Source organism: Pseudomonas stagnisoli (assembly GCF_048595745.1).
GTDB lineage: Bacteria > Pseudomonadota > Gammaproteobacteria > Pseudomonadales > Pseudomonadaceae > Aquipseudomonas > Aquipseudomonas alcaligenes_A.
On the sequence record NZ_CP184361.1, the window covers coordinates 343,655 to 364,324 of the forward strand.

At 65.8% G+C, this 20,670-nt stretch carries 22 protein-coding genes; 6 read left to right on the plus strand and 16 right to left on the minus strand.

What is annotated here, in order from left to right; genetic code table 11:
* Positions 1-21 precede the first annotated feature (21 nt).
* The 5 genes from recG to exbB all read right to left on the minus strand — a co-directional run bounded on the left by recG (position 22) and on the right by exbB (position 5,323).
* A complete protein-coding gene (gene recG / locus ACOAPY_RS01590; protein ID WP_465154793.1) occupies positions 22-2,097 on the minus strand; it encodes an ATP-dependent DNA helicase RecG in 2,076 nt (691 codons plus the stop codon).
* On the minus strand, positions 2,094-3,026 hold the full coding sequence (locus tag ACOAPY_RS01595) for a hydrogen peroxide-inducible genes activator (protein WP_465154794.1): 933 nt from the start codon (positions 3,024-3,026) through the stop codon (positions 2,094-2,096). Before ACOAPY_RS01595 ends, recG begins: the two co-directional genes overlap by 4 nt.
* 81 nt (positions 3,027-3,107) lie before the next feature.
* A complete protein-coding gene (locus ACOAPY_RS01600) occupies positions 3,108-3,821 on the minus strand; it encodes an energy transducer TonB family protein (protein ID WP_465154795.1) in 714 nt (237 codons plus the stop codon).
* The gene (gene exbD / locus ACOAPY_RS01605; protein ID WP_076582100.1) at positions 3,818-4,243 is read right to left on the minus strand and encodes a TonB system transport protein ExbD; all 426 of its coding nucleotides are present in this window, start codon (positions 4,241-4,243) and stop codon (positions 3,818-3,820) included. Before exbD ends, ACOAPY_RS01600 begins: the two co-directional genes overlap by 4 nt.
* A gap of 3 nt (positions 4,244-4,246) precedes the next feature.
* On the minus strand, positions 4,247-5,323 hold the full coding sequence (gene exbB / locus ACOAPY_RS01610) for a tonB-system energizer ExbB (RefSeq protein WP_465154796.1): 1,077 nt from the start codon (positions 5,321-5,323) through the stop codon (positions 4,247-4,249).
* Positions 5,324-5,498: 175 nt separating this feature from the next.
* Between exbB and ACOAPY_RS01615 the strand changes: the two genes are divergently transcribed.
* Positions 5,499-6,371, plus strand: coding sequence for an SDR family oxidoreductase (locus tag ACOAPY_RS01615; protein WP_465154797.1), 873 nt, complete (start codon positions 5,499-5,501; stop codon positions 6,369-6,371).
* Here ACOAPY_RS01615 and ACOAPY_RS01620 read toward each other — a convergent pair.
* From ACOAPY_RS01620 to ACOAPY_RS01650, 7 genes are all read right to left on the minus strand, one after another.
* The gene (locus ACOAPY_RS01620; RefSeq protein ID WP_465154798.1) at positions 6,347-6,712 is read right to left on the minus strand and encodes a hypothetical protein; all 366 of its coding nucleotides are present in this window, start codon (positions 6,710-6,712) and stop codon (positions 6,347-6,349) included. The two genes, ACOAPY_RS01615 and ACOAPY_RS01620, sit on opposite strands and share 25 nt — an antisense overlap.
* Positions 6,712-7,440, minus strand: coding sequence for a hypothetical protein (locus tag ACOAPY_RS01625; protein ID WP_465154799.1), 729 nt, complete (start codon positions 7,438-7,440; stop codon positions 6,712-6,714). The genes ACOAPY_RS01620 and ACOAPY_RS01625 overlap by 1 nt, the downstream gene beginning before the upstream one ends.
* Before the next feature lie 5 nt (positions 7,441-7,445).
* Positions 7,446-7,826 (minus strand): RidA family protein, encoded by a 381-nt coding sequence (locus ACOAPY_RS01630; RefSeq protein WP_021702007.1) that lies wholly within the window; start codon positions 7,824-7,826, stop codon positions 7,446-7,448.
* A gap of 39 nt (positions 7,827-7,865) precedes the next feature.
* Positions 7,866-9,974: a bifunctional GTP diphosphokinase/guanosine-3',5'-bis pyrophosphate 3'-pyrophosphohydrolase gene (gene spoT, locus ACOAPY_RS01635; RefSeq protein WP_076423686.1), complete on the minus strand. Its 2,109-nt coding sequence runs from the start codon at positions 9,972-9,974 to the stop codon at positions 7,866-7,868.
* Between the two features lie 63 nt (positions 9,975-10,037).
* Positions 10,038-10,304 (minus strand): DNA-directed RNA polymerase subunit omega, encoded by a 267-nt coding sequence (gene rpoZ / locus ACOAPY_RS01640; RefSeq protein WP_076582113.1) that lies wholly within the window; start codon positions 10,302-10,304, stop codon positions 10,038-10,040.
* A gap of 105 nt (positions 10,305-10,409) precedes the next feature.
* The gene (gene gmk, locus ACOAPY_RS01645) at positions 10,410-11,030 is read right to left on the minus strand and encodes a guanylate kinase (protein ID WP_021702010.1); all 621 of its coding nucleotides are present in this window, start codon (positions 11,028-11,030) and stop codon (positions 10,410-10,412) included.
* Between the two features lie 39 nt (positions 11,031-11,069).
* Complete coding sequence (locus ACOAPY_RS01650; protein WP_203789360.1) at positions 11,070-11,933, minus strand: YicC/YloC family endoribonuclease; 864 nt, start codon at positions 11,931-11,933, stop codon at positions 11,070-11,072.
* A 157-nt stretch (positions 11,934-12,090) separates the two neighbouring features.
* Here ACOAPY_RS01650 and rph point away from each other — a divergent pair, with 157 nt between their 5' ends.
* The 3 genes from rph to ACOAPY_RS01665 are packed head-to-tail and all read left to right on the plus strand — an operon-like array spanning position 12,091 to position 14,194.
* Positions 12,091-12,810, plus strand: coding sequence for a ribonuclease PH (gene rph, locus ACOAPY_RS01655; protein WP_465154800.1), 720 nt, complete (start codon positions 12,091-12,093; stop codon positions 12,808-12,810).
* A gap of 24 nt (positions 12,811-12,834) precedes the next feature.
* The gene (locus tag ACOAPY_RS01660) at positions 12,835-13,200 is read left to right on the plus strand and encodes a DUF4870 domain-containing protein (RefSeq protein ID WP_465154801.1); all 366 of its coding nucleotides are present in this window, start codon (positions 12,835-12,837) and stop codon (positions 13,198-13,200) included.
* A 58-nt stretch (positions 13,201-13,258) separates the two neighbouring features.
* Positions 13,259-14,194 (plus strand): DUF808 domain-containing protein, encoded by a 936-nt coding sequence (locus tag ACOAPY_RS01665; protein ID WP_076423690.1) that lies wholly within the window; start codon positions 13,259-13,261, stop codon positions 14,192-14,194.
* Positions 14,195-14,216: 22 nt separating this feature from the next.
* Here the strand turns inward: ACOAPY_RS01665 and ACOAPY_RS01670 are convergent, their stop codons facing one another.
* A complete protein-coding gene (locus ACOAPY_RS01670; protein ID WP_061902694.1) occupies positions 14,217-14,996 on the minus strand; it encodes an exodeoxyribonuclease III in 780 nt (259 codons plus the stop codon).
* Between the two features lie 358 nt (positions 14,997-15,354).
* On the opposite strand from ACOAPY_RS01670, the gene pyrE reads away from it, so the two are divergent.
* On the plus strand, positions 15,355-15,996 hold the full coding sequence (pyrE, locus tag ACOAPY_RS01675) for an orotate phosphoribosyltransferase (protein ID WP_021702016.1): 642 nt from the start codon (positions 15,355-15,357) through the stop codon (positions 15,994-15,996).
* Positions 15,997-16,018: 22 nt separating this feature from the next.
* Complete coding sequence (locus ACOAPY_RS01680; RefSeq protein ID WP_465154802.1) at positions 16,019-16,633, plus strand: DUF4124 domain-containing protein; 615 nt, start codon at positions 16,019-16,021, stop codon at positions 16,631-16,633.
* A gap of 18 nt (positions 16,634-16,651) precedes the next feature.
* On the opposite strand, the gene argB is transcribed toward ACOAPY_RS01680, so the two are convergent.
* The 3 genes from argB to dut form a co-directional block, all read right to left on the minus strand.
* Entirely contained in the window at positions 16,652-17,560 is a 909-nt protein-coding gene (gene argB, locus ACOAPY_RS01685; RefSeq protein WP_465154803.1) for an acetylglutamate kinase, read from the minus strand.
* A gap of 24 nt (positions 17,561-17,584) precedes the next feature.
* A complete protein-coding gene (gene algC / locus ACOAPY_RS01690; RefSeq protein ID WP_465156680.1) occupies positions 17,585-18,991 on the minus strand; it encodes a phosphomannomutase/phosphoglucomutase in 1,407 nt (468 codons plus the stop codon).
* A 1,217-nt stretch (positions 18,992-20,208) separates the two neighbouring features.
* The gene (gene dut, locus ACOAPY_RS01695; RefSeq protein WP_465154804.1) at positions 20,209-20,664 is read right to left on the minus strand and encodes a dUTP diphosphatase; all 456 of its coding nucleotides are present in this window, start codon (positions 20,662-20,664) and stop codon (positions 20,209-20,211) included.
* Between the last annotated feature and the right edge of the window lie 6 nt (positions 20,665-20,670).

Here is a 20,670-nt window from a genome sequence, read left to right on the forward strand (position 1 = left end):
AACGGCTGTCTGTGAGCTGCGTCACACTTGTCCGTACTGCTGGCCGTGGCGCAACCAGCGTTCGAGCAATGGGGCGACGTGCTGTGGCCAGTGCGCCAGCAACTCCTGAGCGGCTTCACGCACGGCCGGTAGCAGGTCGGCATCGCGCATCAGGTCGGCGACCTTGAACTGCAGCAGGCCGGTCTGGCGGGTGCCGAGCATCTCGCCGGGGCCGCGCAGCTCGAGATCCTTTTCGGCAATCACGAAGCCGTCGCAGGTCTCGCGCATGATCCCCAGGCGCTCGCGACCGAGCTGCGACAGCGGCGCGTGGTAGAGCAGCACGCAGTGGCTGGCGGCGCTGCCGCGACCGACTCGCCCGCGCAGCTGGTGCAGCTGGGCCAGGCCCAGGCGCTCGGGGTTCTCGATGATCATCAGGCTGGCGTTGGGCACGTCGACGCCCACTTCGATGACGGTCGTGGCCACCAGCAGCTGCAGCTCGCCGCGCTTGAACTGGTCCATCACCGCGGCCTTCTCGGCCGGCTTCATGCGCCCGTGGATCAGGCCGACGCGCAGCTCGCCCAGCGCCGCGGAGAGCTCCTCGAAGCTGGTCTCGGCGGCCTGGCAGGTGAGTTCCTCGGATTCCTCGATCAGGGTACACACCCAGTAGGCCTGGCGCCCCTCGCGGCAGGCGGCGCGAACCCGCTCGACCACCTCGAGACGGCGACTGTCGGCGACCAGCACCGTGTTCACCGGGGTACGTCCGGGCGGCAGCTCGTCGAGGATCGAGGTGTCGAGGTCGGCGTAGGCGCTCATCGCCAGGGTGCGCGGGATGGGCGTGGCGGTCATGATCAGCTGGTGCGGGCACAGGCGCCCGTCGATGCCCTTCTGCCGCAGTGCCAGGCGCTGCTGCACGCCGAAGCGGTGCTGTTCGTCGATGATCACCAGGGCCAGCTTCTGGAAGCGCACTTCGTCCTGGAACAGTGCGTGGGTACCGACCACCATCGGGCAACCGCCGGCGATCTGCTCCAGGGCCGCCGCGCGGGCCTTGCCCTTGAGCTTGCCAGCCAGCCAGGCGACCTCCAGGCCGAGTGGCTGCAGCCACTTGCTGAAATTGAGGAAGTGCTGCTCGGCCAGGATCTCGGTGGGCGCCATCAGCGCCACCTGGTAGCCGGCCTCCAGCGCCTGCAAGGCGGCGAGTGCCGCCACCACGGTCTTGCCCGCGCCCACGTCACCCTGTACCAGGCGCAGCATCGGCTCGCTCTGGCTGAGGTCATAGGCGATCTCGGCGCCCACGCGCAGCTGTGCGCCGGTGGGCGCGAAGCCGAGGTTGGCCAGGAAGCGCTGCGGCAGCGTCTGCGCCTTCGGCAGGACCGGCGCCTGCTGCGCGCGCACCTGCTCGCGCAGGCGCTGCAACGACAGCTGGTGGGTCAGCAACTCCTCGAAGGCCAGGCGGTGCTGGGCCCAGTGGCGGCCCTCGGCCAGCTCGTCGAGGTCGGCATCCGGCGGTGGGCGATGCAGGTAGCGCAGCGCCTCGTCCAGCGCGCCGAGTTGGTAGTCGCGGGCCAGCTCGGCCGGCAACCAGTCCGGCAGGCTGTGCGGGCCGAGACGAGCCAGGGCCTGCTGGCTGAGCTGGCGCAGGCGCTGCTGGGTCAGGCCCTCGGTGGTCGGGTAGATGGGCGTCAGGGTCTGTTCCACCGGGGCCGGCTGGTCGCCACTCTGCGCGCGGTATTCCGGGTGGTAGATCTCCAGGCCGGTAGCGCCGGGGCGAATCTCGCCGTAGCAGCGCAGCGCGGTGCCGCGCTTGAGGCCGTCCTTCTGCGCCTGGCTGAAATGGAAGAAGCGCAGGGACAGGGTGCCGGTGCCATCCTGCAGGCGCACCAGCAGGCTGCGCCGGCGGCCCATGGCCACGTCGGCGCCGGCCACCACGCCCTCGACCACCGCGTCCTGCCCCGGGCGCAGGGCGCCGATAGGGGTGATGCGGGTGCGGTCCTGGTAACGCAGCGGCAGGTGGAACAATACGTCCTGCAGGGTCTCCAGGCCGACCTTGGCGAGTTTCTCGGCCAGCGCGTCACCCACGCCCTTCAGCGCGGTGACCGGGACCTGAGCCAGCTCGGTCATGCCGGCAGGGCATCACCCTGCGGGCGCGCCACCGAGCACAGGCGGATCGAGTCGGCCAGCACTTCGATGGCCTTGGGCCGCGGGAAGCTGGCGCGCCAGGCAATGGCGACGGTGCGGAACGGCGCCGGCGGCGTCAGCGGGCGCACCTCGATCACGCCGGGGGCGTAGTGGTGGCTGTCCACTGCGGAGAACGGCAGGATCGAGATGCCCAGGCCCGAGGCGACCATGTGGCGGATGGTCTCCAGCGAGCTGGATTCCACCGTGGTGTGCTTGGCCGCGTCCTCGCCGCCCTTGCGCAGGCTCGGGCAGGCTTCCAGCACCTGGTCGCGGAAGCAGTGGCCCTCGCCGAGCAGCAGCAGGCTCTTGTCGTTGAGCAGCTCGGTGTCGATGCTCTCGCGTGCGGCCCAGGGGTGGCCGGCCGGCAGCAGGGCGAAGAACGGCTCGTCGTACAGCGGCTTGGTGAGCACGTCGGCTTCCTGGAAGGGCAGGGCGATGATGATCGCGTCCAGCTCACCCGTGCGCAGCTTGTCGCGCAGGATATGGGTGAAGTTTTCCTCGATGTACAGCGGCATCTGCGGCGCAACCCGGTGCAGCTGGGGAATCAGGTGCGGGAACAGGTAGGGACCGACCGTGTAGATGGCGCCGATCTTCAGCGGCGCGGTCAGCTGATTCTTGCCGGCCTGGGCCAGTTCGCGGATGCCCTGGGCCTGCTCCAGCACCTTCTGCGCCTGGGTGACGATGCCTTCGCCGACCGGGGTCAGGCGCACCGCGCTCTTGCTGCGCTCGAAGATCAGCACGCCGAGCTCGTCTTCCAGTTTCTTCACCCCCACCGACAGGGTCGGCTGGCTGACGTGGCAACGCTCGGCGGCGCGGCCGAAATGCTGTTCCTGGGCGAGGGTGACGATGTAACGCAGCTCGGTGAGGGTCATAGGTAAATTCCATTGAGATGCCGGCAAGCATAGCGACTGTATTCAATGGAACCAAGGCGCATGCAACGATGCGCCCGGCGTTCAGCGGGTGAGGGTGAAGTTCAGCGGGTAATCGATGGTCATGCGGTTGCCGCTCAGCACCTTGGCCGGTGGCGGCGGTACCGGGCTTGCCTTGCGCAGCTGGCGCTGCACGTCACGGTCGAAGGAGCTGCGCGCGGTGGACTGCTTCACTTCGCTGGCGAGAATGCGGCCCTGGGCATCGATGGTGAAGTTGACCAGCAGCGCATGCTTGCTGCCGGGTCGGTTGAAGCGCCGCTCACGGTCCGGGTAGTGCAGGCGCTTGCTCAGGTAAGCCTGCAGTTTGGCCATCCACAGGGCGCGTTCGCGGTCGATCTCGCCCTGGCTGGTCTGCTGCTGCACCGGCGCGCGCACTGGCGCCGCGCTGGTCTCCTGGCTGGCCACCTTGGGCGTCTCCGGCTGCGGTTTGACCTCCGGCTTGGGCGGCTGTGGCTTGGGTTTGACCTGCGGCTTGGGCTTGACGATGGCCAGCTTGGGCTCTGGCGCCTCGACCACCTCGGGGATGGGCTCCGGTTCCGGCTCTGCCACGGGTTGCGGCGGTGTCGGCTGTGGCGGGGCGACCACCGGCTCCAGTTCGATCAGCATCGCCGCCGGTTCCAGCAGGACCGGCGTGAGCGCCGGCTTCCACAGCAGGGCCAGGTAGTAGAGGCCGGCATGCAGGCCGAGCACGGCGAGCAGGCTGAGGGCCCATAGTGGCAGGCGACGCGCCGGACTCATTGCTTGCCGACCGTTTCCAGGCCGACCAGGCCGATCTTCAGGTAACCGGCGCCACGCAGGTTATCCATCACGCTCATCAGGTCGGCATAGTCCACGCCCTTGTCGCCTCGGACGAAGATGGTCTTCTGCTTGTCGCCGGCGGTCAGTCGGTCCAGCGCCGCGCCAAGCTGGGTCGGGTCGATCTGCTGGTTGTCCAGATAGAGGCTGGTGTCTTCCTTGATGCTCAGGTACACCGGCTGGTCCGGGCGTGGTACCGGCTTGGCAGTGGAGGCCGGCAGGTCGACCTTGACGTCTACCGTGGCCAGCGGCGCGGCGACCATGAAGATGATCAGCAGCACCAGCATCACGTCGATGAAGGGCGTGACGTTGATCTCGTGGTTTTCCTGAAGGTCGTCACCGCCCTCATGCAGATGCAGCCCCATGGGTCATACCACCTTGGCGATCGGCGCCTGGGTGCGCTCGGTGGCGGGCTGGTCGAGATCGCGGCTGACCAGCAGCAGAACCTGTGCGGAGGCGTCGGCGACCTGTGCCTTGTAGCCGGTGATGGAGCGGGCGAAGACGTTGTAGATGACCACCGCCGGGATTGCTGCGACCAGGCCCAGGCCGGTGGCCAGCAGGGCCTCGGCGATGCCCGGGGCGACCACGGCGAGGTTGGTGGTCTGCGATTCGGCGATGCCGATGAAGCTGTTCATGATGCCCCAGACGGTGCCGAACAGGCCGACGAAGGGTGCGGTGGAGCCGATCGTGGCCAGTACGCCGGTGCCCTGGCTCATGCCGCGGCCGCTGGCGGCGACCAGGCGTTCGAGGCGGAAGCTGACGCGCTCCTTGATGCCTTCCTTGTCCCTGCAGCCGGCAGACAGGCGCAACTCATCGCGGGCGTCCTCGATCAGTCGGGCGCTAAGACTGTGTCGAGCGCGGGCCTGCTCGGCGGCCTGATTAAGGCTGCGCGCGCCCCTGAGGTCTGGCAATTCGCGCTGCAGGCGGCGGCGGGCGACGATCAGCTCCAGGCCTTTGGCGATCCCCACGGTCCAGGTCAGGATCGAGGCCAGAACCAGGCCAATCATGACCGCCTTCACCACCCGATCAGCGTTCTGGTACATGCCCCAGGGCGACAGGTCGTGTGCCACCTCGTCCACCATCGGGTCCTCGGCCTGCAGTGCCTGCACGGCAGCCAGCAGCTGCTCGGCGTCTGCGCCAGCGATACCGTTCTGTTGCAGGAATGCCTGCCGCACGGCTTCGATCTGCTCCATGCTGGCCGGCTCGCCCAGGGCATCCAGCCTGGCCTTGAGGGCTTGCGCCTGAGGATGGGTTACCACTGCAGTGGTTGGCGCCAGCGCGCCGCCGACCGGCTCGACAGGGGCGCCGCCCGACGAGGGGGCGGAAACGGCTGTCGGTGTACCCGGTGCCTGCAGCTCGGCATGCGCGCCCAGCGGCAGCAGCAGGCTCAATGCCAGGGTTATCAGTGGAAGGCAATTGAGGGTGCGGAGGGCGTTAGAATTCATGCTGGCCGGACCTGAAGTGAGGAAGCATTGGACGAGGGAAGTGGAACCCTGCGTGCAAAATGTTCTGTATTATTGCAAGTAATTCTTGTTTAGGAAAGAAACACTGTAACTTCACCTCCCCATGCCACCCAGGTCGGGCGGCTATCCTCATGCTCTAGAAAGGTAGAACCTTTTCATGTCCAAGACCCTCATGATTGCTGGTTGCGGCGATGTCGGCAGCCGCCTGGCGCGCAGCCTCGAGTCTACCGGCTGGACCTTGTATGGCCTGCGGCGTGATGTCGCGCAGTTGCCGGCTGGTGTGCTGCCGGTGGCGGGCGACCTGCAGCAGCCGGTCTGCCCGCTGGCGTGGCCGCAGGGGCAGCTCGACTATCTGGTGTATTGCGTGGCGGCCAGCCAGCACGACGAAGCCGGCTACCGCAGCGCCTATGTCGAGGGGCTGCGCCATGTACTGGCCTGGTTGTCCGAGCGCGGCCAGCGCCCGCAGCGTCTGCTGTTCGTCTCCAGCAGCGGGGTATATGCCCAGGCGGACGGTGAATGGGTCGACGAGCATTCGCCGGCCGAGGCCAGCAGCTACTCGGGCCGGGTGATGCGCGAGGCCGAGCAGCTGGCGCTGGACAGCGGCCTGCCGACGACCCTGGTACGCCTGACCGGCATCTACGGTCCCGGTCGCCAGTGGCTGCTCAACCAGGTGCGCCAGGGGTACCGGGTCGCCAGCGAACCGCCGCTGTATGGCAATCGCATTCATGCCGACGATGCGGCGGGCCTGCTGGCCTTCCTGCTGCAGGCCGATGCCGCCGGCACGCCGCTGGCCGACTGCTACATGGGCGTGGACGATGCGCCGGCGCCGCTGCATGAGGTGGTGGGGTGGCTGCGCGAGCAGTTGGGCGTGACCCATTGGGCCGAGCAGAGCAGTGTGCGCCGTGCCGGCAGCAAGCGCTGCAGCAACGCCCGGGCCCGCGCATTGGGCTGGGCGCCGCAATACCCCAGCTATCGCGAAGGCTATGCGGCGGTGCTGGCGGACGCTCAGTCGTCGCTGCGTCCGTCGTAGCGGCCGCTGTCGTCGTAGTGGCGGCCGTCCGGATCGGTGCGGCCCTGGTAGCGCCCGGAGTCGTCGTAGCGCCGTCCATCCTCATCCTGGCGCCCGAGATAGCGGCCGCTGTCGTCATAGCGGCGGCCGTCGGCATCGGTGCGGCCGGTGTAGCGTCCGGAGGCGTCGTACTGACGGCCGTCGGCGTCGGTGCGCCCGGTGTAGCGCCCGGAGCTGTCATAGGCGCGGCCAGCGTCGTCGGTGCGTCCCAGGTAGCGGCCGCTGTCGTCGTAATGGCGCTGTTCGGCCTGTGCCGACAGGCTCGCCAGCAGCAGGCAGAGCAGGAACAGGGCGCGCGGCATCAATCGCGCTCCAGCAGCCAGGCCAGGCGCCCGGGGTGCAGGTCGGGCACTTCATCCACGGTGGCGCGGTTGATTGCCTGGAAGATGCGCAGCTCGTCGCCGTCACGCTCGAACAGCCAGGGTGCGCCCTGCTGGCCCAGCTGCAGCCAAAGGCTGTCGTGCTCACCGGTCATCGCCGCACAGTCACCGGCCAGGCACAACGCATAGCGCTCGGCACCGGGCAGGCCCTCCAGGCGGCCGTCCGGGTGAAACAGCACCAGGCCGCCGTCGCCGACACCCTTGCGGATCTTCCATTCGCCGCCCAGGTAGGCGTCGTACAGTGCCCACTCGAAGCTGCTGCCGATGGGTGCCCCGGCCTCGACCGCTCGGGTCGGGCGGGCGAAGTGCTGTTCCGGGCCCTGGGCGCTGGCCTGCTGCACCAGCTGCTGACCCTGCAGGGTCAGCACTTCGTGGTGATCGCCTGGGTAGTCGACGCGCCACTGGCGCTCCGCATTGCTCCCGAGCCGGCCCTGCGGCGCCTCGAAACCGTTGCTGTAGGTGGCCAGCCCCTGGCGACTATCCAGCTGCCACTCGAGGTTGGGGCCGTAGGCCAGCAATGCCTCGCGCAGCGGGCCACCCTGGCGGGCGGCGTCGATGATCGACTGGTTGATCCAGGTACCGTCCGGGTTGGCGGAACCCGCGCAGCCGCTCAGCAGGGCAGCAGCCAGGAGAGGGAGCAGGTGGCGCATGGGGCTTATTCGATGACCAGGATGCCGTCCATTTCCACCTGCGCGCCGCGCGGCAGGGCGGCCACGCCAATGGCGGCACGGGCCGGGTAAGGCTGCTCGAAGTAGCGGCCCATGACCTCGTTGACCTTGGCGAAGTGCGACAGGTCGGTGAGGAAGATGTTCAGCTTGACCACGTCCTTGAACGAGCCGCCGGCGGCCTCGATCACTGCCTTGAGGTTCTCGAACACCTGCACGGTCTGCTCCTCGAAGCCCTGCACCAGCTCCATGGTCTTCGGGTCCAGCGGGATTTGGCCGGACAGGTACACGGTGTTGCCGGCCTTGATGGCCTGGGAATAGGTGCCGATGGCAGCCGGGGCGTTGGGCGAAGTGATGACGGTCTTGCTCATGGACAACTCCAATAGGCTTTCTTGTTGGGGCCGCGCGCCCTAGGCGCGCATGCGGGTAATGCGGATCACGCCCTTGAGGGCGCGCAGCTTCTTGATGACGCGCGCGAGATGCACGCGGTCATGCACGCTGATGACCAGCTGGACCACGCTGATGCGGCCGTCGCGCTCGTCCATGCCGATCTTCTCGATGTTGCCGTCGGCGGCGTTGACGCTGCTGGCGAGCAGGGCAATCAGGCCGCGCTGGTGTTCCAGCTCGACGCGCAGTTCGACGTTGAATTCGCCGGCGACATCCTTGGCCCAGTTGAGCGGGATGCACTTCTCCGGGTTGTGGCGGATGTCGGCGATGTTCCTGCAGCTGTCCAGGTGCACCACCATGCCCTTGCCGGCGGACAAGTGGCCGACGATCGGGTCGCCGGGGATCGGTGTGCAGCACTTGGCGTAGCTGAGCACCAGGCCTTCGGTACCGCGGATGGCCAGCGGGCCATCGTAGCTCGGTGCGGTCTCGCCACTTTCGGCCAGCAGGCGGCGCGCCACCACGTAGGCCATGCGGTTGCCCAGGCCGATGTCTTCCAGTAGGTCCTCGAGCACATCCAGGCGGTATTCGCCCAGCACGGCCTGGATACGCTCCGGGGCGATCTTCTCCAGGTGGCTGTCGAAACCGGTGAGGGTCTTGTTCAGCAGGCGCTCGCCGAGGCTGATCGACTCCGAACGGCGCTGCAGCTTGAGCGCATGGCGGATATGGGTGCGTGCCTTGCCGGTAACCACGAAGTTGAGCCAGGCCGGGTTCGGTCGCGCGCCGGGGGCGGTGACGATCTCCACCGTCGAGCCGCTCTCCAGGGCCTGTGACAGCGGCGCCAGGCGGCGGTTGATGCGGCAGGCGATGCAACTGTTGCCGACATCGGTGTGCACCGCGTAGGCGAAGTCGACCGCCGTGGAGCCTTTCGGCAGCTCCATGATGCGGCCCTTGGGCGTGAACACGTAGACCTCGTCCGGGAACAGGTCGATCTTCACGCTCTCGATGAATTCCAGCGAGTTGCCGGCGCGCTGCTGCAGTTCGAGGATGCCCTTGACCCACTGGCGGGCGCGGGCGTGGCTGCCCTTGGGCTGCTCGTCCTCGGCGGACTTGTACAGCCAGTGCGCGGCGATGCCGTTGTTGGCCAGCTCTTCCATCTCGCGCGTGCGGATCTGGATCTCGATGGGGACGCCGTGCATGCCGAACAGGGTGGTGTGCAGCGACTGGTAGCCGTTGGCCTTGGGAATCGCGATGTAGTCCTTGAAGCGGCCGGGCAGCGGTTTGTACAGGTTGTGCACGGCGCCGAGCACGCGGTAGCAGGTGTCGACCTTGTCGACCACGATGCGGAAGGCGTAGACGTCCATGATCTCGTTGAACGCCCGGCGCTTGCCGCGCATCTTCTTGTAGATGCTGTAGAGGTGCTTCTCGCGCCCGATCACCTCGCCCTGCATGCCTTCGCGTTGCAGGCAGGCGGTGATCGACTCCTCGATCTTGTTGACGATTTCCTTGCGGTTGCCGCGGGCGCGCTTGACCGCCGTGCGGATGCGCTCGGAACGCATCGGGTACATGGCCTTGAAGCCGAGGTCCTCGAACTCCACGCGCATGCTGTGCATGCCCAGCCGGTTGGCGATGGGGGCGTAGATTTCCAGGGTTTCCTTGGCGATGCGCCGACGCTTCTCGCCGGCCAGCACTTCCAGGGTGCGCATGTTGTGCAGGCGGTCGGCCAGCTTGACCAGGATCACGCGGATGTCGCGCGCCATGGCCATGGCCATCTTCTGGAAGTTCTCGGCCTGGGCCTCGGCCTTGGTCTGGAAGTCCATCTGGGTCAGCTTGCTGACCCCGTCGACCAGTTCCGCGACGGTTTCGCCGAACTGGGCGTGCAGGGCTTCCTTGGCGATGCCGGTGTCCTCGATCACGTCGTGCAGCATGGCGGCCATCAGGCTCTGATGGTCCATGTGCATGTCGGCGAGGATATTGGCAACCGCGAGGGGGTGGGTGACGTAGGCTTCTCCGCTGCGGCGGCGCTGCCCGTCGTGGGCCTGCTCGGCGTAGAAGTAGGCGCGGCGGACCAGATTGACCTGGTCCGCGGCCAGGTAGGTCGAGAGTCGTTCGGCGAGGGTGTCTATGCTCGGCATGGGCTTACCCCCTGCCGTGCTGGTATTGAACCCGGTGCCGCGAGACTTCGACCAGGCATGGGCTTACAGAGGCTCGTTGGCCTCTTCCTCGAAGGCGGCGGCGAACAGCGGCTCTTCTTCGACCAGGTCTTCCTGAGCGACGTACTCGGCATCGACCAGGCCGGCGGCGATTTCACGCAGGGCGACTACGGTCGGCTTGTCGTTCTCCCAGGCGACCTTCGGCTCCTTGCCGCCGGTGGCCAGTTGACGGGAGCGCTTGGTGGCCAGCATGACCAGCTCGAAGCGGTTGTCTACGTTCTCCAGGCAGTCTTCAACGGTAACGCGGGCCATGGTGTTCCTCGTGGCAAATAGCAAATAAGGCTGGGCCCGGATGGGCGAGCGGACTGAATAGTCTAAAAAATCACCAGCATTAAGGGAAGGCTTTTCGGCAGTCTGTCAGGCCAGCAGTTCACCCAGCAGGCCGGCATGGCGTTTGGCCTGCTGCTCGGCGTGCAGCTGGTTGGCACGGAAAATCGCCTTGAGATCGTCCAGTGCGTGGGCGAAATCGTCGTTGATCACCAGATAATCGTATTCCACGTAGTGGCTCATCTCGCTGACCGCGTCGCGCATGCGTCGTTCGATGATCTCGCCGCTGTCCTGGCCGCGGTTGGTCAGGCGGTGGCGCAGCGCTTCCTGGGTCGGCGGCAGGATGAAGATCGACTTGGCCTGCGGCATCAGGTGGCGCACCTGCTGGGCGCCCTGCCAGTCGATCTCGAGGATCAGGTCGAAGCCTTCGGCCAGGGTCTGCTCGATCCACGTCTGCGAGGTGCCGTAGAAGTTGTCGAACACCTGCGCGTGCTCAAGGAACTCGCCGCGCTCGACCATGGCGCCAAAGATTTCGCGGCTGACGAAGTGGTAGTTGACCCCGTCGACCTCGCCCGGACGCATGGCGCGGGTGGTGTGCGAGACGGATACGCGAATGCGTGACTCGCTGTCGAGCAGGGCCTTGACCAGGCTGGTCTTGCCGGCGCCGGACGGCGCGGAAACGATGTAGAGGGTGCCGGTGGTGACGGTCATCTTGCTGTCCTGGTGAGGCATTGGCTCAAGCCTAGCGGTTTATTCGATGTTCTGGACCTGTTCGCGCATCTGCTCGATCAGGACCTTGAGGTTGACGGCGGCCTGGGTGCTGCGCGGGTCGAAGGCCTTGGAGCCGAGGGTATTGGCCTCGCGATTGAGTTCCTGCATGAGGAAGTCCAGGCGCCGGCCGGCGGCGCCGCCGGCCTTGAGCACGCGGCGCACCTCGGTGACGTGCGTGCTCAGGCGGTCCAGTTCCTCGGCCACGTCGCTTTTCTGCGCCAACAGCACCAATTCCTGCTCCAGACGCTGCGGGTCCAGTTCGGCCTGCAGTTCGGCGAAGCGTGCCTCGATCTTCTGCCGCTGGTTGCCCAGCATCTCCGGGATCAGCACGCGCAGGGTGGCGACTTCCTCGAGGATGTTGTCCAGGCGCTCGTTGAGCAGCTTGGCCAGCTCGGCCCCTTCGCGGGCGCGGCCGTTCTTCAGCTCGCCCAGGGCCTGCTCGAACAGCTGCAGGGCGGCGGCGTTGAGCGCCTGCGGGTCGGCCGCGTCGGCCACCAGCACGCCCGGCCAGGCCAGCACTTCCAGGGGATTGAGCGGTGCCGGCTGGCGGATCAGCGCGGCCACCTGCTCGGCGGCATCGATCAGCTGGCGCGCGCGCTCACTGTCGATCTGCAGGCGGGAGCTGGTGCTCTCCTCGGCGAAGCGCAGGGTGCACTCGACCTTACCGCGTGACAGGCCCTGGCGCAGGGCTTCGCGCACCGCGCCTTCGAGGTCGCGGAAGGCTTCCGGCAGGCGCAGGTGCGGCTCCAGGTAGCGGTGGTTGACCGAGCGCAGCTCCCAGCTCAGGGTGCCGTGTGCCGCGGCCGACTCGACGCGGGCGAAGGCGGTCATGCTGTGCACCATGGGGGAACCTCGTGGAATGACGAATGAGGCGCGGGATTGTAGCGCAGTGCGACCACTGGCCCAATCTGGCGTGTCGCGCCGCCCATGGCGGCCCTATAATGCCGGCAGGTTTGGGCGCCCGGCGCCCGAGATTTCCGTTTTCTACAGGTATCAGCAGATGAAACGTCCCAGCGGCCGTGCTTCCACCCAGTTGCGTTCCGTGCGCATCACTCGCAACTACACCAAGCACGCCGAGGGTTCGGTGCTGGTCGAGTTCGGCGATACCAAGGTCATCTGCACGGCCAGCGTCGAGGCTGGTGTACCGCGCTTCCTCAAGGGCCAGGGCCAGGGCTGGCTGACCGCCGAGTACGGCATGCTGCCGCGTGCCACTGGTGAGCGTAATGCCCGTGAAGCCAGCCGCGGCAAGCAGGGTGGTCGGACCCTGGAGATCCAGCGTCTGATCGGTCGCTCGCTGCGCGCTGCGCTGGACATGAGCAAGCTGGGCGAAAACACCATCTACATCGACTGCGATGTGATCCAGGCCGACGGCGGTACGCGCACCGCCTCCATCACCGGCGCCATGGTGGCGCTGGTCGACGCGCTGAAGGTGCTGAAGAAGCGCGGCGCGCTCAAGGGTGAGCCGCTCAAGCAGATGGTCGCTGCCGTGTCCGTGGGCATCTACCAGGGCGAGCCGGTACTGGACCTGGACTACCTGGAGGACTCGGCTGCCGAGACCGACCTCAACGTGGTGATGACCGACGCCGGTGGCTTCATCGAAGTGCAGGGCACCGCCGAAGGCGCCCCCTTCCAGCCGGAAGAGCTGAATGCCATGCTGGCACTGGCCCAGCAGGGCGTGCGCGAGCTGTTCGAGCTGCAGCGTGCCGCCCTGGCCGACTGAATTCCCCTACCCGCGGAGAGCCCCATGGAAGAGCAGAACCTCAGCCCCACCCCGAGCCCGGAAGCCCGTCAATGGGCGATGTTCTGCCACTTTGCGGCCTTTGCCGGCTTGCTGATTCATTTTGGCAACCTGCTCGGCCCGCTGGTGGTCTGGCAGCTCAAGCGCGACTTCGACCCCTTCGTCGATGAGCAGGGCAAGGAGGCGCTGAACTTCCACATCACCGTCTCCATCGCCGCGCTGGTGTGCATGCTGCTGGCCGTGGTGGTCATCGGCTTCCTGCTGCTGCCCTTGCTTGGTCTGGCGGCGCTGGTACTGACCATCATTGCCGGGATCAAGGCCAACGAAGGCCGCTCCTACCGCTACCCGTTGTGTTGGCGGCTAATCAAGTAATGCGAAGGCCCCGCTTGCGGGGCCTTTTTCTGTAACCACTCACATAAGGAAATCGGAAGTGGCTGGAGCCAGTCTGTTAACTCTGCTCGATGATATCGCCAGCGTGCTGGATGACGTCTCGGTGATGACCAAGGTCGCGGCGAAGAAGACCGCCGGTGTGCTCGGCGATGATCTGGCGCTGAATGCCCAGCAGGTCACCGGGGTCAAGGCCGAGCGCGAATTGCCGGTGGTCTGGGCGGTGGCCAAGGGATCGCTGATCAACAAGCTGATTCTGGTGCCGGCCGCGCTGCTGATCAGCGCCTTCGCGCCCTGGCTGGTGACGCCGCTACTGATGCTCGGTGGTGCCTTTCTCTGCTTCGAGGGCTTCGAGAAGCTGGCGCACAAGTTCCTCCACAGCCAGGAGGAGGATCAGCAGCACCATGCCGAGCACGTAAAGGCGTTGAATGATCCGGCGGTGGACATCCAGGCGTTCGAGAAGGACAAGATCAAGGGTGCGGTGCGCACTGACTTCATCCTGTCTGCCGAGATCATCGCCATTACTCTGGGCGTGGTGGCCGAGCAGGCCTTCATGCAGCAGGTCATGGTGCTGTCCGGCATCGCGCTGCTGATGACCGTCGGCGTGTACGGCCTGGTGGCCGGCATCGTCAAGCTGGATGACGCCGGCCTGTACCTCAGCCAGCGAGCCAGCGCCGCAGCGCAGAGCCTGGGGCGCGGCATTCTATGGCTGGCGCCCTGGTTGATGAAGCTGCTCTCGGTGGTCGGCACTGCGGCCATGTTCATGGTCGGCGGCGGCATCCTGACCCATGGCATCCCAGGCGCTCACGAGCTGATCCATCACTGGGTCGAGGCTGTCGGCGCAATTGCGGCGGTGGGTGGCGTGCTGGCCGTGCTGGCGCCGACACTGATCGATGCCGTGTTCGGCGTGCTGGTAGGAGCGCTGGTGCTGGTGCTGGTGAGCGTGGCGGGCAAGGCCTGGGGCGCGTTGCGCGCCTGAGGCCATGGGGCGAGCTGGCTGCTTAGACGCTGAGCAGCCAGTCGTAGTCAACGATCAGCGGTGCGTGCTGGGAGAAGCGCGGCTGACGTGGCAGCTTGGCGTTGCGCACGATGCGGCGCATGCCGGGCGTGAGCAACTGATAGTCGAAGCGCCAGCCGAGGTTGAGCATCTCCGCCTGCTCGCTATCCGGCCACCAGCTGTACTGGTCACCCTCGCGGCTGACTTCGCGCAGGGCATCGACATAGCCCATGGTGCCGATCACTTCGTCCAGCCAGGCGCGTTCCGGCGCGAGGAAGCCCGGCAGCTGCTGGCTGTCGCGCCAGTTCTTCACATCCAGCTTCTGGTGCGCGACATACAGCGAACCGCAGTAGATGTACTCGCGACGCTTGCGCCGCTGTTTGTCCAGGTAGCCGGTAAAGTCGTCGATGAACTTGAACTTGTGGTTCAGGCTCTCGTCGCCGCCCTGGCCGGACGGCAGCAACAGGGTGGCGATGCTCACCTTGTCGAAATCGGCCTGCAGATAACGTCCGTAACGGTCGGCCATCTCGAAGCCGAGGCCGTGGATCACTGCCTTGGGTTGCAGGCGCGAGTAGAGCGCGACGCCACCCTGGGCAGGCACTTCGGCATCGGCTGCATAGAGAAAGTAGCCATCCAGCTGATAGGCCGGATCGTCCAGTTCGAAGGAGGAGACTCTTGTATCCTGCAGGCAGATCACGTCGGCATTCTGGGCCTGCAGCCAGCTGAGCAAACCTCGCTCGACCGCGGCCTGAATACCATTCACGTTCACACTGATGATCCGCATAAATGGCCCCCAAAAACACCTGCGTGTATGATACCCGAGCTCATTCCCATTAGCTAAATTCATAGGGTCTGTTCGCGTTTTTTCGCGGCCGCGACGCAGCTGGTTTTTTCACGGAGCTAGGCGCGAGACACGAAGTTTGGTCGCCCAAATGAGTCGTCGAGCAACGACGCGCCGTGCAAAAAACCGGCCCGTCCCTGCGGGTTGCGCGTCAAATGGCGCCATGCGTTGTTGCGGGACTTGCCAATGGATCGCCATTGCCTGCGCCCCGCGCCTAGCCTGGCGCCATTTGACGCGGCAATGCGGCTCGTGAAAAAAACGCCAGCAGACCCTAGTAAATCCGTGCCGTACGGAGCTTTGCATGCAGGCGTATCAACGCGAATTCATCCGTTTTGCCATCGAACGCGGCGTGCTGCGTTTCGGTGAGTTCACCCTCAAGTCCGGGCGCACCAGCCCCTACTTCTTCAATGCCGGCCTGTTCAACAGCGGCCTGGCGCTGGCCAAGCTCGGACGTTTCTATGCGTCCGCACTGATGGAGGCCGGTGTCGACTTCGATGTGCTGTTCGGCCCGGCCTACAAGGGCATCCCGCTGGCGGCCGCTACTGCCGTGTCGCTGGCCGAGCAGCATGGTCGCGACCTGCCCTGGTGTTTCAACCGCAAGGAAGCCAAGGATCATGGCGAAGGCGGTACCCTGGTGGGCGCACCGCTGGCCGGGCGGGTGATGATCGTCGACGACGTGATTACCGCCGGCACCGCGATCCGCGAAGTGATGCAGATCATCCAGGGCCAGGGCGCTCAGGCCGCTGGCGTGCTGATCGCGCTGAACCGCCAGGAGCGCGGCCAGGGTGAGCTGTCGGCGATTCAGGAAGTGGAGCGCGACTACGGCATGCCGGTGATCAGTATTGTGTCGCTGGAGCAGGTGCTGGATTATCTGGCGGGCGATGCCGAGCTGAAGAAACACCTGCCGGCGGTGGAGGCCTACCGCGCGCAGTACGGCATCTAGTCCAATAGCACAGGTGTCTTACATGCTCAGACAGTTGGTTCTCGGCTCGTTGCTCCTCTCAGTAACTGCAGTTTCCGCCCTTGCAGCCCAGCCGTCTCAAGAAAAGACGTCCGTACCCACCGAGCTTTACCGTTACACGGATAAGAATGGACGTGTGGTGCTAGACCGCCTGGGGGTGCCGCCCGAGTACGTTTCTCGGGGCTATGAAGTGCTCAATGACAAAGGACGAGTAGTGCGAGTTGTACCCCCGGCTCCCAGCCTGGAAGAGCGCCAGCGACAGGCTGAGGAGAAGGCCAAGGCCAGCTCTGATGCTCAGTTGCTGCGTATCTACTCCGAGCCTGCGGATGTCGATCGGGCTCTTGAGCGCAAGTTGGCCGAGTTGGATGGGCTGATCAGCGTTGCACAGAGCAACCTCCATTCGCTGCGGACGCAACAGGCGAATCTGCAGGCCAAGGCAGCGGAATTCGAGAGATCAGGCGGTCAAGTGCCGGAGCACTTGTTGGTACAAATTGACAACATCAAAACCGAACAGCTGGGGGTCGAGAAGGATATTCAGCGCTACCAGGCCAGCCGCAAGGAAGCCGAGGCCTCCTTTGCCGCCGATCGTGCGCGCTTGGTGGAACTGCGCGGCGAGTGATCCCGCCGCGCAACGCCATCAGTGATGGCGCTTGCGATTGGTGATCAGGGTGCCGACGCCGCTATCGGTGAAGATTTCCAGCAACACCGCATTCGGCACGCGACCATCGATGATGTGTGCGCTGGTCACGCCGCCTTGCACGGCCTCCAGGGCGCAGCGGATCTTCGGCAGCATGCCACCATAGATCGTGCCGTCGGCGATCAGCCCATCCACCTGCTCGGTGGTCAGGCCGGTCAGCACCTCGCCCTGCTTGTCCATCAGGCCCGCGATGTTGGTCAGCAGCATCAGCTTCTCGGCCTTTAGCGCCTCGGCCACCTTGCCCGCCACCAGGTCGGCGTTGATGTTGTAGGACTCGCCATCGGCGCCCACGCCAATTGGTGCGATCACCGGTATGAAGTCACCCTTGACCAGCATGTTCAGCAGCTCGGTATTCACCCCGGTCACTTCACCCACATGGCCGATGTCGATGATTTCCGGCTGGGTCATCTCCGGTGTTTGACGGGTCACGGTTAGCTTGCGCGCGCGGATCAGCCCGGCGTCCTTGCCGGTCAGGCCGATAGCGCTGCCGCCATGGCGATTGATCAGGTTGACGATGTCCTTGTTGACCTGGCCGCCGAGGACCATCTCCACCACGTCCATGGTCTGCGCGTCGGTGACGCGCATGCCATCGATGAAGTGGCTTTCGATGCTGAGTCTCTTCAGCAGATCGCCGATCTGCGGGCCGCCGCCATGCACCACCACCGGATTGATGCCAACCGCCTTCATCAGCACGATGTTGCGGGCGAAGCCTTCCTTCAGCTCGTCGCTTTCCATGGCGTTGCCGCCGTACTTGATCACTAGGGTCTTGCCGACGAAGCGACGGATATAGGGCAGCGCTTCGGACAGGACCTTGGCGACTTGGACGGCGGCATCACGATTGAGGGTCATGGTGAAACGGACTCCGAAAGCGAATCAGAACGGCAGGTTGAGGTCGGGGGCGACGTTGTACAGCTGAGCGCGGAAGACTTCCTTGATGCGTGTGAGTTCTTCTTCGGTCTCCGCCTCGAAGCGCAGCACCAGCACCGGCGTGGTGTTAGAGGCGCGCACCAGACCCCAGCCCTTGGGATAGTCGACACGCACGCCGTCCAGGGTGGTCAGGTTGGCTTCGCCCCATACGCCGTCGCGCTGCAGGCGGTCGATCAGGCGGAACTTGCTCTCGTCGGTGACGGTAACGTTGATCTCCGGTGTCGAGATATCCAGCGGGAAGGCGGAGAACACATGCTCGGCATCGCGGCGATCCTGGCTGAGGATTTCCAGCAGGCGTGCGGCGCTGTAGATGCCGTCGTCGAAACCGAACCAGCGCTCCTTAAAGAACACGTGGCCGCTCATCTCGCCGGCCAGCAGGGCACCGGTTTCCTTCATCTTCTTCTTGATCAGCGAGTGGCCGGTCTTCCACATCACCGGGCGGCCACCGTAGCCGCTGATCAGCGCGCCGAGGCGGCGGGTGCACTTGACGTCATAGATGATGTCGGCGCCCGGGTTGCGCGACACCACGTCCTTGGCGAACAGCATCATCAGGCGGTCCGGGTAGACGATGGTGCCGGTATTGGTCACCACGCCGACGCGGTCGCCGTCGCCGTCGAAGGCCAGGCCCAGGTCGGCGCCTTCGCTTTTCACGCGGGCGATCAGGTCTTTCAGGTTCTCCGGTTTGCCCGGGTCTGGGTGGTGGTTGGGGAAGTTGCCATCCACCTCGCAGAACAGCGGGATCACGCTGCAGCCCAGCGCCTCGATCAGTCGGGGCGCGATTACCCCGGCCACGCCGTTACCGCAGTCGACCACGACCTTGATCGGTTTGGCCATGGCGATGTCGTCACGGATCTGCTTGAAGTAGCGGTCGAGAATGTCGATCTGCTCGACGCTGCCCACGCCGCTGGCCAGGTCGTTGTTGTCGATGCGGGTTTTCAGCGCCTGGATCTGCTCATTGGCCTGGGTGTCGCCGGCGATGACGATCTTGAAGCCGTTGTAGTCCGGCGGGTTGTGACTGCCGGTGAGCATCACCCCTGACTTACCCTCCAATACGTTAGTCGCAAAGTACAGCACCGGAGTCGGCACCATGCCGATGTCGGTGACCTGGCAGCCGCAGTCCAGCAGGCCCTGGATCAGCTGTTGTACCAGCTGCGGCCCGGACAGGCGGCCATCGCGCCCGACGGCGACGCAGGGTTCGCCCTGTGCCAGGCTCTCCGAACCGATGGCGCGGCCGATCCAGTAGGCGGCCTCCGGGGTAAGGGTATCTCCAACCACGCCGCGGATGTCGTAGGCGCGGAAGATGCTGGCGGGAAGTTTCGGTGGGGTCTGTACGTTCTGCACGTTGCTATCCATGAGGGGTTGCTCCAATCCCAGGAGATCCTGGTCTTCGTCGAGAATGTCGATATCGAGGATATCGGTGGCCTGGAACAGCGGGTCCGCCAACTGCGTAGGCTTGGATACCGCTGCGGGGGCAGTGATCGGGGTACTGCCGGCCTCATGTCTTGAGGCTTCTTGTTTGGCGCGCGGAATCCGCGCGAGGCTCTGCGCCAGCCCGTCGAGGGCGGCGAACTGCAGGCTGAAGGCTTTGACCGACTTGCCGCTGGAAAGCTCCTGAACCATGCCGGCCAGTTGCTGTACGTCATCACGCAGGCGGCCGAGCAGGTGGTTGCGGGTCAGTACCAGGCCGAGCAGTGCACCGGCCAGTGCCAGCAGGGCGGCGATGGCCAGTATTACGGGCGAGACGGGCAGGCCACTGTTGGTCGGCCCCGGTATGAAGTCGAGTTGCCAGTTGGGGTTGCCCGTGTCGAAGCGCAGTGCCTGCGCATCGCCGGCGGTGCCGCGCTGCAGCAGGATCTGCGCGGCGCTATTGCCGAATTTCTGGCTGAGCTGGACTTGCCCGGCCTCCTCCGGCATGGCCGGGAGGGCGCCGAGCAGACGTTCGAGATCGACCACCAACAGCAGGGTGCCCTGCAGCTGGTTGCTGCCGGCGGCGCGCAACGGCGCGGCGCTGTAGGCCAGCCAGCGCTCGCCGACCTTGTAGGCCTCGATGGCAGGCTGCTGGCCATTTTCCAGGCGGCGCAGCATGTCCAGCGCGGCGAAATTCATCGGGCCGCTGCGGCCGACGTCCAGCGCGGCGCGTGCCGGCAGGTTGATATGGGCATCGACCACGCCGTGCCAGTGCTGCAGGCCACGCTCGGCGGTGCCGATCAGGCTGCGGTCGCCGCTCTGCAGGGCGGTGAGTAGCGCCGGGTCATTGGCGGCGGCCTGGGTGTCAGCGAGCAGTTGTTGCTGAGCCTGTTGCAAGGCACTTGCCTGGCTGCCGCCCCAGGCTTCGACCAGCTGTTGTTGCTGCTGTTTACCGCTGCCGCTGAGACCGAAGCCGAGCAGTGCGCAGGCCAGCACCAGGCCGCCCAGCGCGGCGATGGCGCCCGGCAGCAGCGCCTGCGAGTCGTTGCTGGTCTTGGCTGCCGGCTTGGCCGGAGCGGCGGCGATGAGTGGTTCGTTATCCTTGGCTGCTCGCTTGAGTTTCACGCGACGTCTCCCTGGCAATTCATCCCGAGCGGGCGGGGTCAGTGGCTACCGGAATGGCCGAAACCGCCGGTACCACGCTGGCTGGCGTCGAATTCCTCGACCAGCTCGAAATGCGCCTGCACCACCGGCACCAGCACCAGCTGGGCGATGCGCTCGCCGACGGCGATGGTGAAGGGCGTCTGGCCGCGATTCCAGCAGGACACCATCAGCTCGCCCTGGTAGTCCGAGTCGATCAGGCCGACCAGGTTGCCGAGCACGATGCCGTGCTTATGGCCGAGCCCCGAGCGCGCCAGGATCAGCGCGGCCAGGCCGGGATCGCCGATATAGACGGACAGGCCGGTGGGGATCAGCAGGGTCTGCCCCGGCTCGAGGATGCTGTCCTCCTTGAGCATGGCGCGCAGATCGAGGCCGGCGGAGCCGGGGGTCGCATAGTGCGGCAGGGGAAAATCGCTGCCCAGGCGCGGGTCGAGGATCTTGGCTTGCAGAGCGTGCATGGTGGA

What these genes read in the sequence shown, in the direction of transcription:
- gmk (WP_021702010.1), bottom strand. Translation starts at nt 11,030, where the DNA reads ATGACCGTCACCACCGGCACCCTCTACATCGTTTCCGCGCCGTCCGGC.
- ACOAPY_RS01630 (WP_021702007.1), bottom strand. Translation starts at nt 7,826, where the DNA reads ATGAGCAAGACCGTCATCACTTCGCCCAACGCCCCGGCTGCCATCGGC.
- spoT (WP_076423686.1), bottom strand. Translation starts at nt 9,974, where the DNA reads ATGCCGAGCATAGACACCCTCGCCGAACGACTCTCGACCTACCTGGCC.
- algC (WP_465156680.1), bottom strand. Translation starts at nt 18,991, where the DNA reads ATGGATAGCAACGTGCAGAACGTACAGACCCCACCGAAACTTCCCGCC.
- pyrE (WP_021702016.1), top strand. Translation starts at nt 15,355, where the DNA reads ATGCAGGCGTATCAACGCGAATTCATCCGTTTTGCCATCGAACGCGGC.
- exbB (WP_465154796.1), bottom strand. Translation starts at nt 5,323, where the DNA reads ATGAATTCTAACGCCCTCCGCACCCTCAATTGCCTTCCACTGATAACC.
- rph (WP_465154800.1), top strand. Translation starts at nt 12,091, where the DNA reads ATGAAACGTCCCAGCGGCCGTGCTTCCACCCAGTTGCGTTCCGTGCGC.
- ACOAPY_RS01680 (WP_465154802.1), top strand. Translation starts at nt 16,019, where the DNA reads ATGCTCAGACAGTTGGTTCTCGGCTCGTTGCTCCTCTCAGTAACTGCA.
- argB (WP_465154803.1), bottom strand. Translation starts at nt 17,560, where the DNA reads ATGACCCTCAATCGTGATGCCGCCGTCCAAGTCGCCAAGGTCCTGTCC.
- ACOAPY_RS01615 (WP_465154797.1), top strand. Translation starts at nt 5,499, where the DNA reads ATGTCCAAGACCCTCATGATTGCTGGTTGCGGCGATGTCGGCAGCCGC.
- ACOAPY_RS01670 (WP_061902694.1), bottom strand. Translation starts at nt 14,996, where the DNA reads ATGCGGATCATCAGTGTGAACGTGAATGGTATTCAGGCCGCGGTCGAG.
- rpoZ (WP_076582113.1), bottom strand. Translation starts at nt 10,304, where the DNA reads ATGGCCCGCGTTACCGTTGAAGACTGCCTGGAGAACGTAGACAACCGC.
- ACOAPY_RS01650 (WP_203789360.1), bottom strand. Translation starts at nt 11,933, where the DNA reads ATGGTGCACAGCATGACCGCCTTCGCCCGCGTCGAGTCGGCCGCGGCA.
- exbD (WP_076582100.1), bottom strand. Translation starts at nt 4,243, where the DNA reads ATGGGGCTGCATCTGCATGAGGGCGGTGACGACCTTCAGGAAAACCAC.
- ACOAPY_RS01620 (WP_465154798.1), bottom strand. Translation starts at nt 6,712, where the DNA reads ATGCCGCGCGCCCTGTTCCTGCTCTGCCTGCTGCTGGCGAGCCTGTCG.
- recG (WP_465154793.1), bottom strand. Translation starts at nt 2,097, where the DNA reads ATGACCGAGCTGGCTCAGGTCCCGGTCACCGCGCTGAAGGGCGTGGGT.
- ACOAPY_RS01625 (WP_465154799.1), bottom strand. Translation starts at nt 7,440, where the DNA reads ATGCGCCACCTGCTCCCTCTCCTGGCTGCTGCCCTGCTGAGCGGCTGC.
- ACOAPY_RS01600 (WP_465154795.1), bottom strand. Translation starts at nt 3,821, where the DNA reads ATGAGTCCGGCGCGTCGCCTGCCACTATGGGCCCTCAGCCTGCTCGCC.
- ACOAPY_RS01660 (WP_465154801.1), top strand. Translation starts at nt 12,835, where the DNA reads ATGGAAGAGCAGAACCTCAGCCCCACCCCGAGCCCGGAAGCCCGTCAA.
- dut (WP_465154804.1), bottom strand. Translation starts at nt 20,664, where the DNA reads ATGCACGCTCTGCAAGCCAAGATCCTCGACCCGCGCCTGGGCAGCGAT.
- ACOAPY_RS01595 (WP_465154794.1), bottom strand. Translation starts at nt 3,026, where the DNA reads ATGACCCTCACCGAGCTGCGTTACATCGTCACCCTCGCCCAGGAACAG.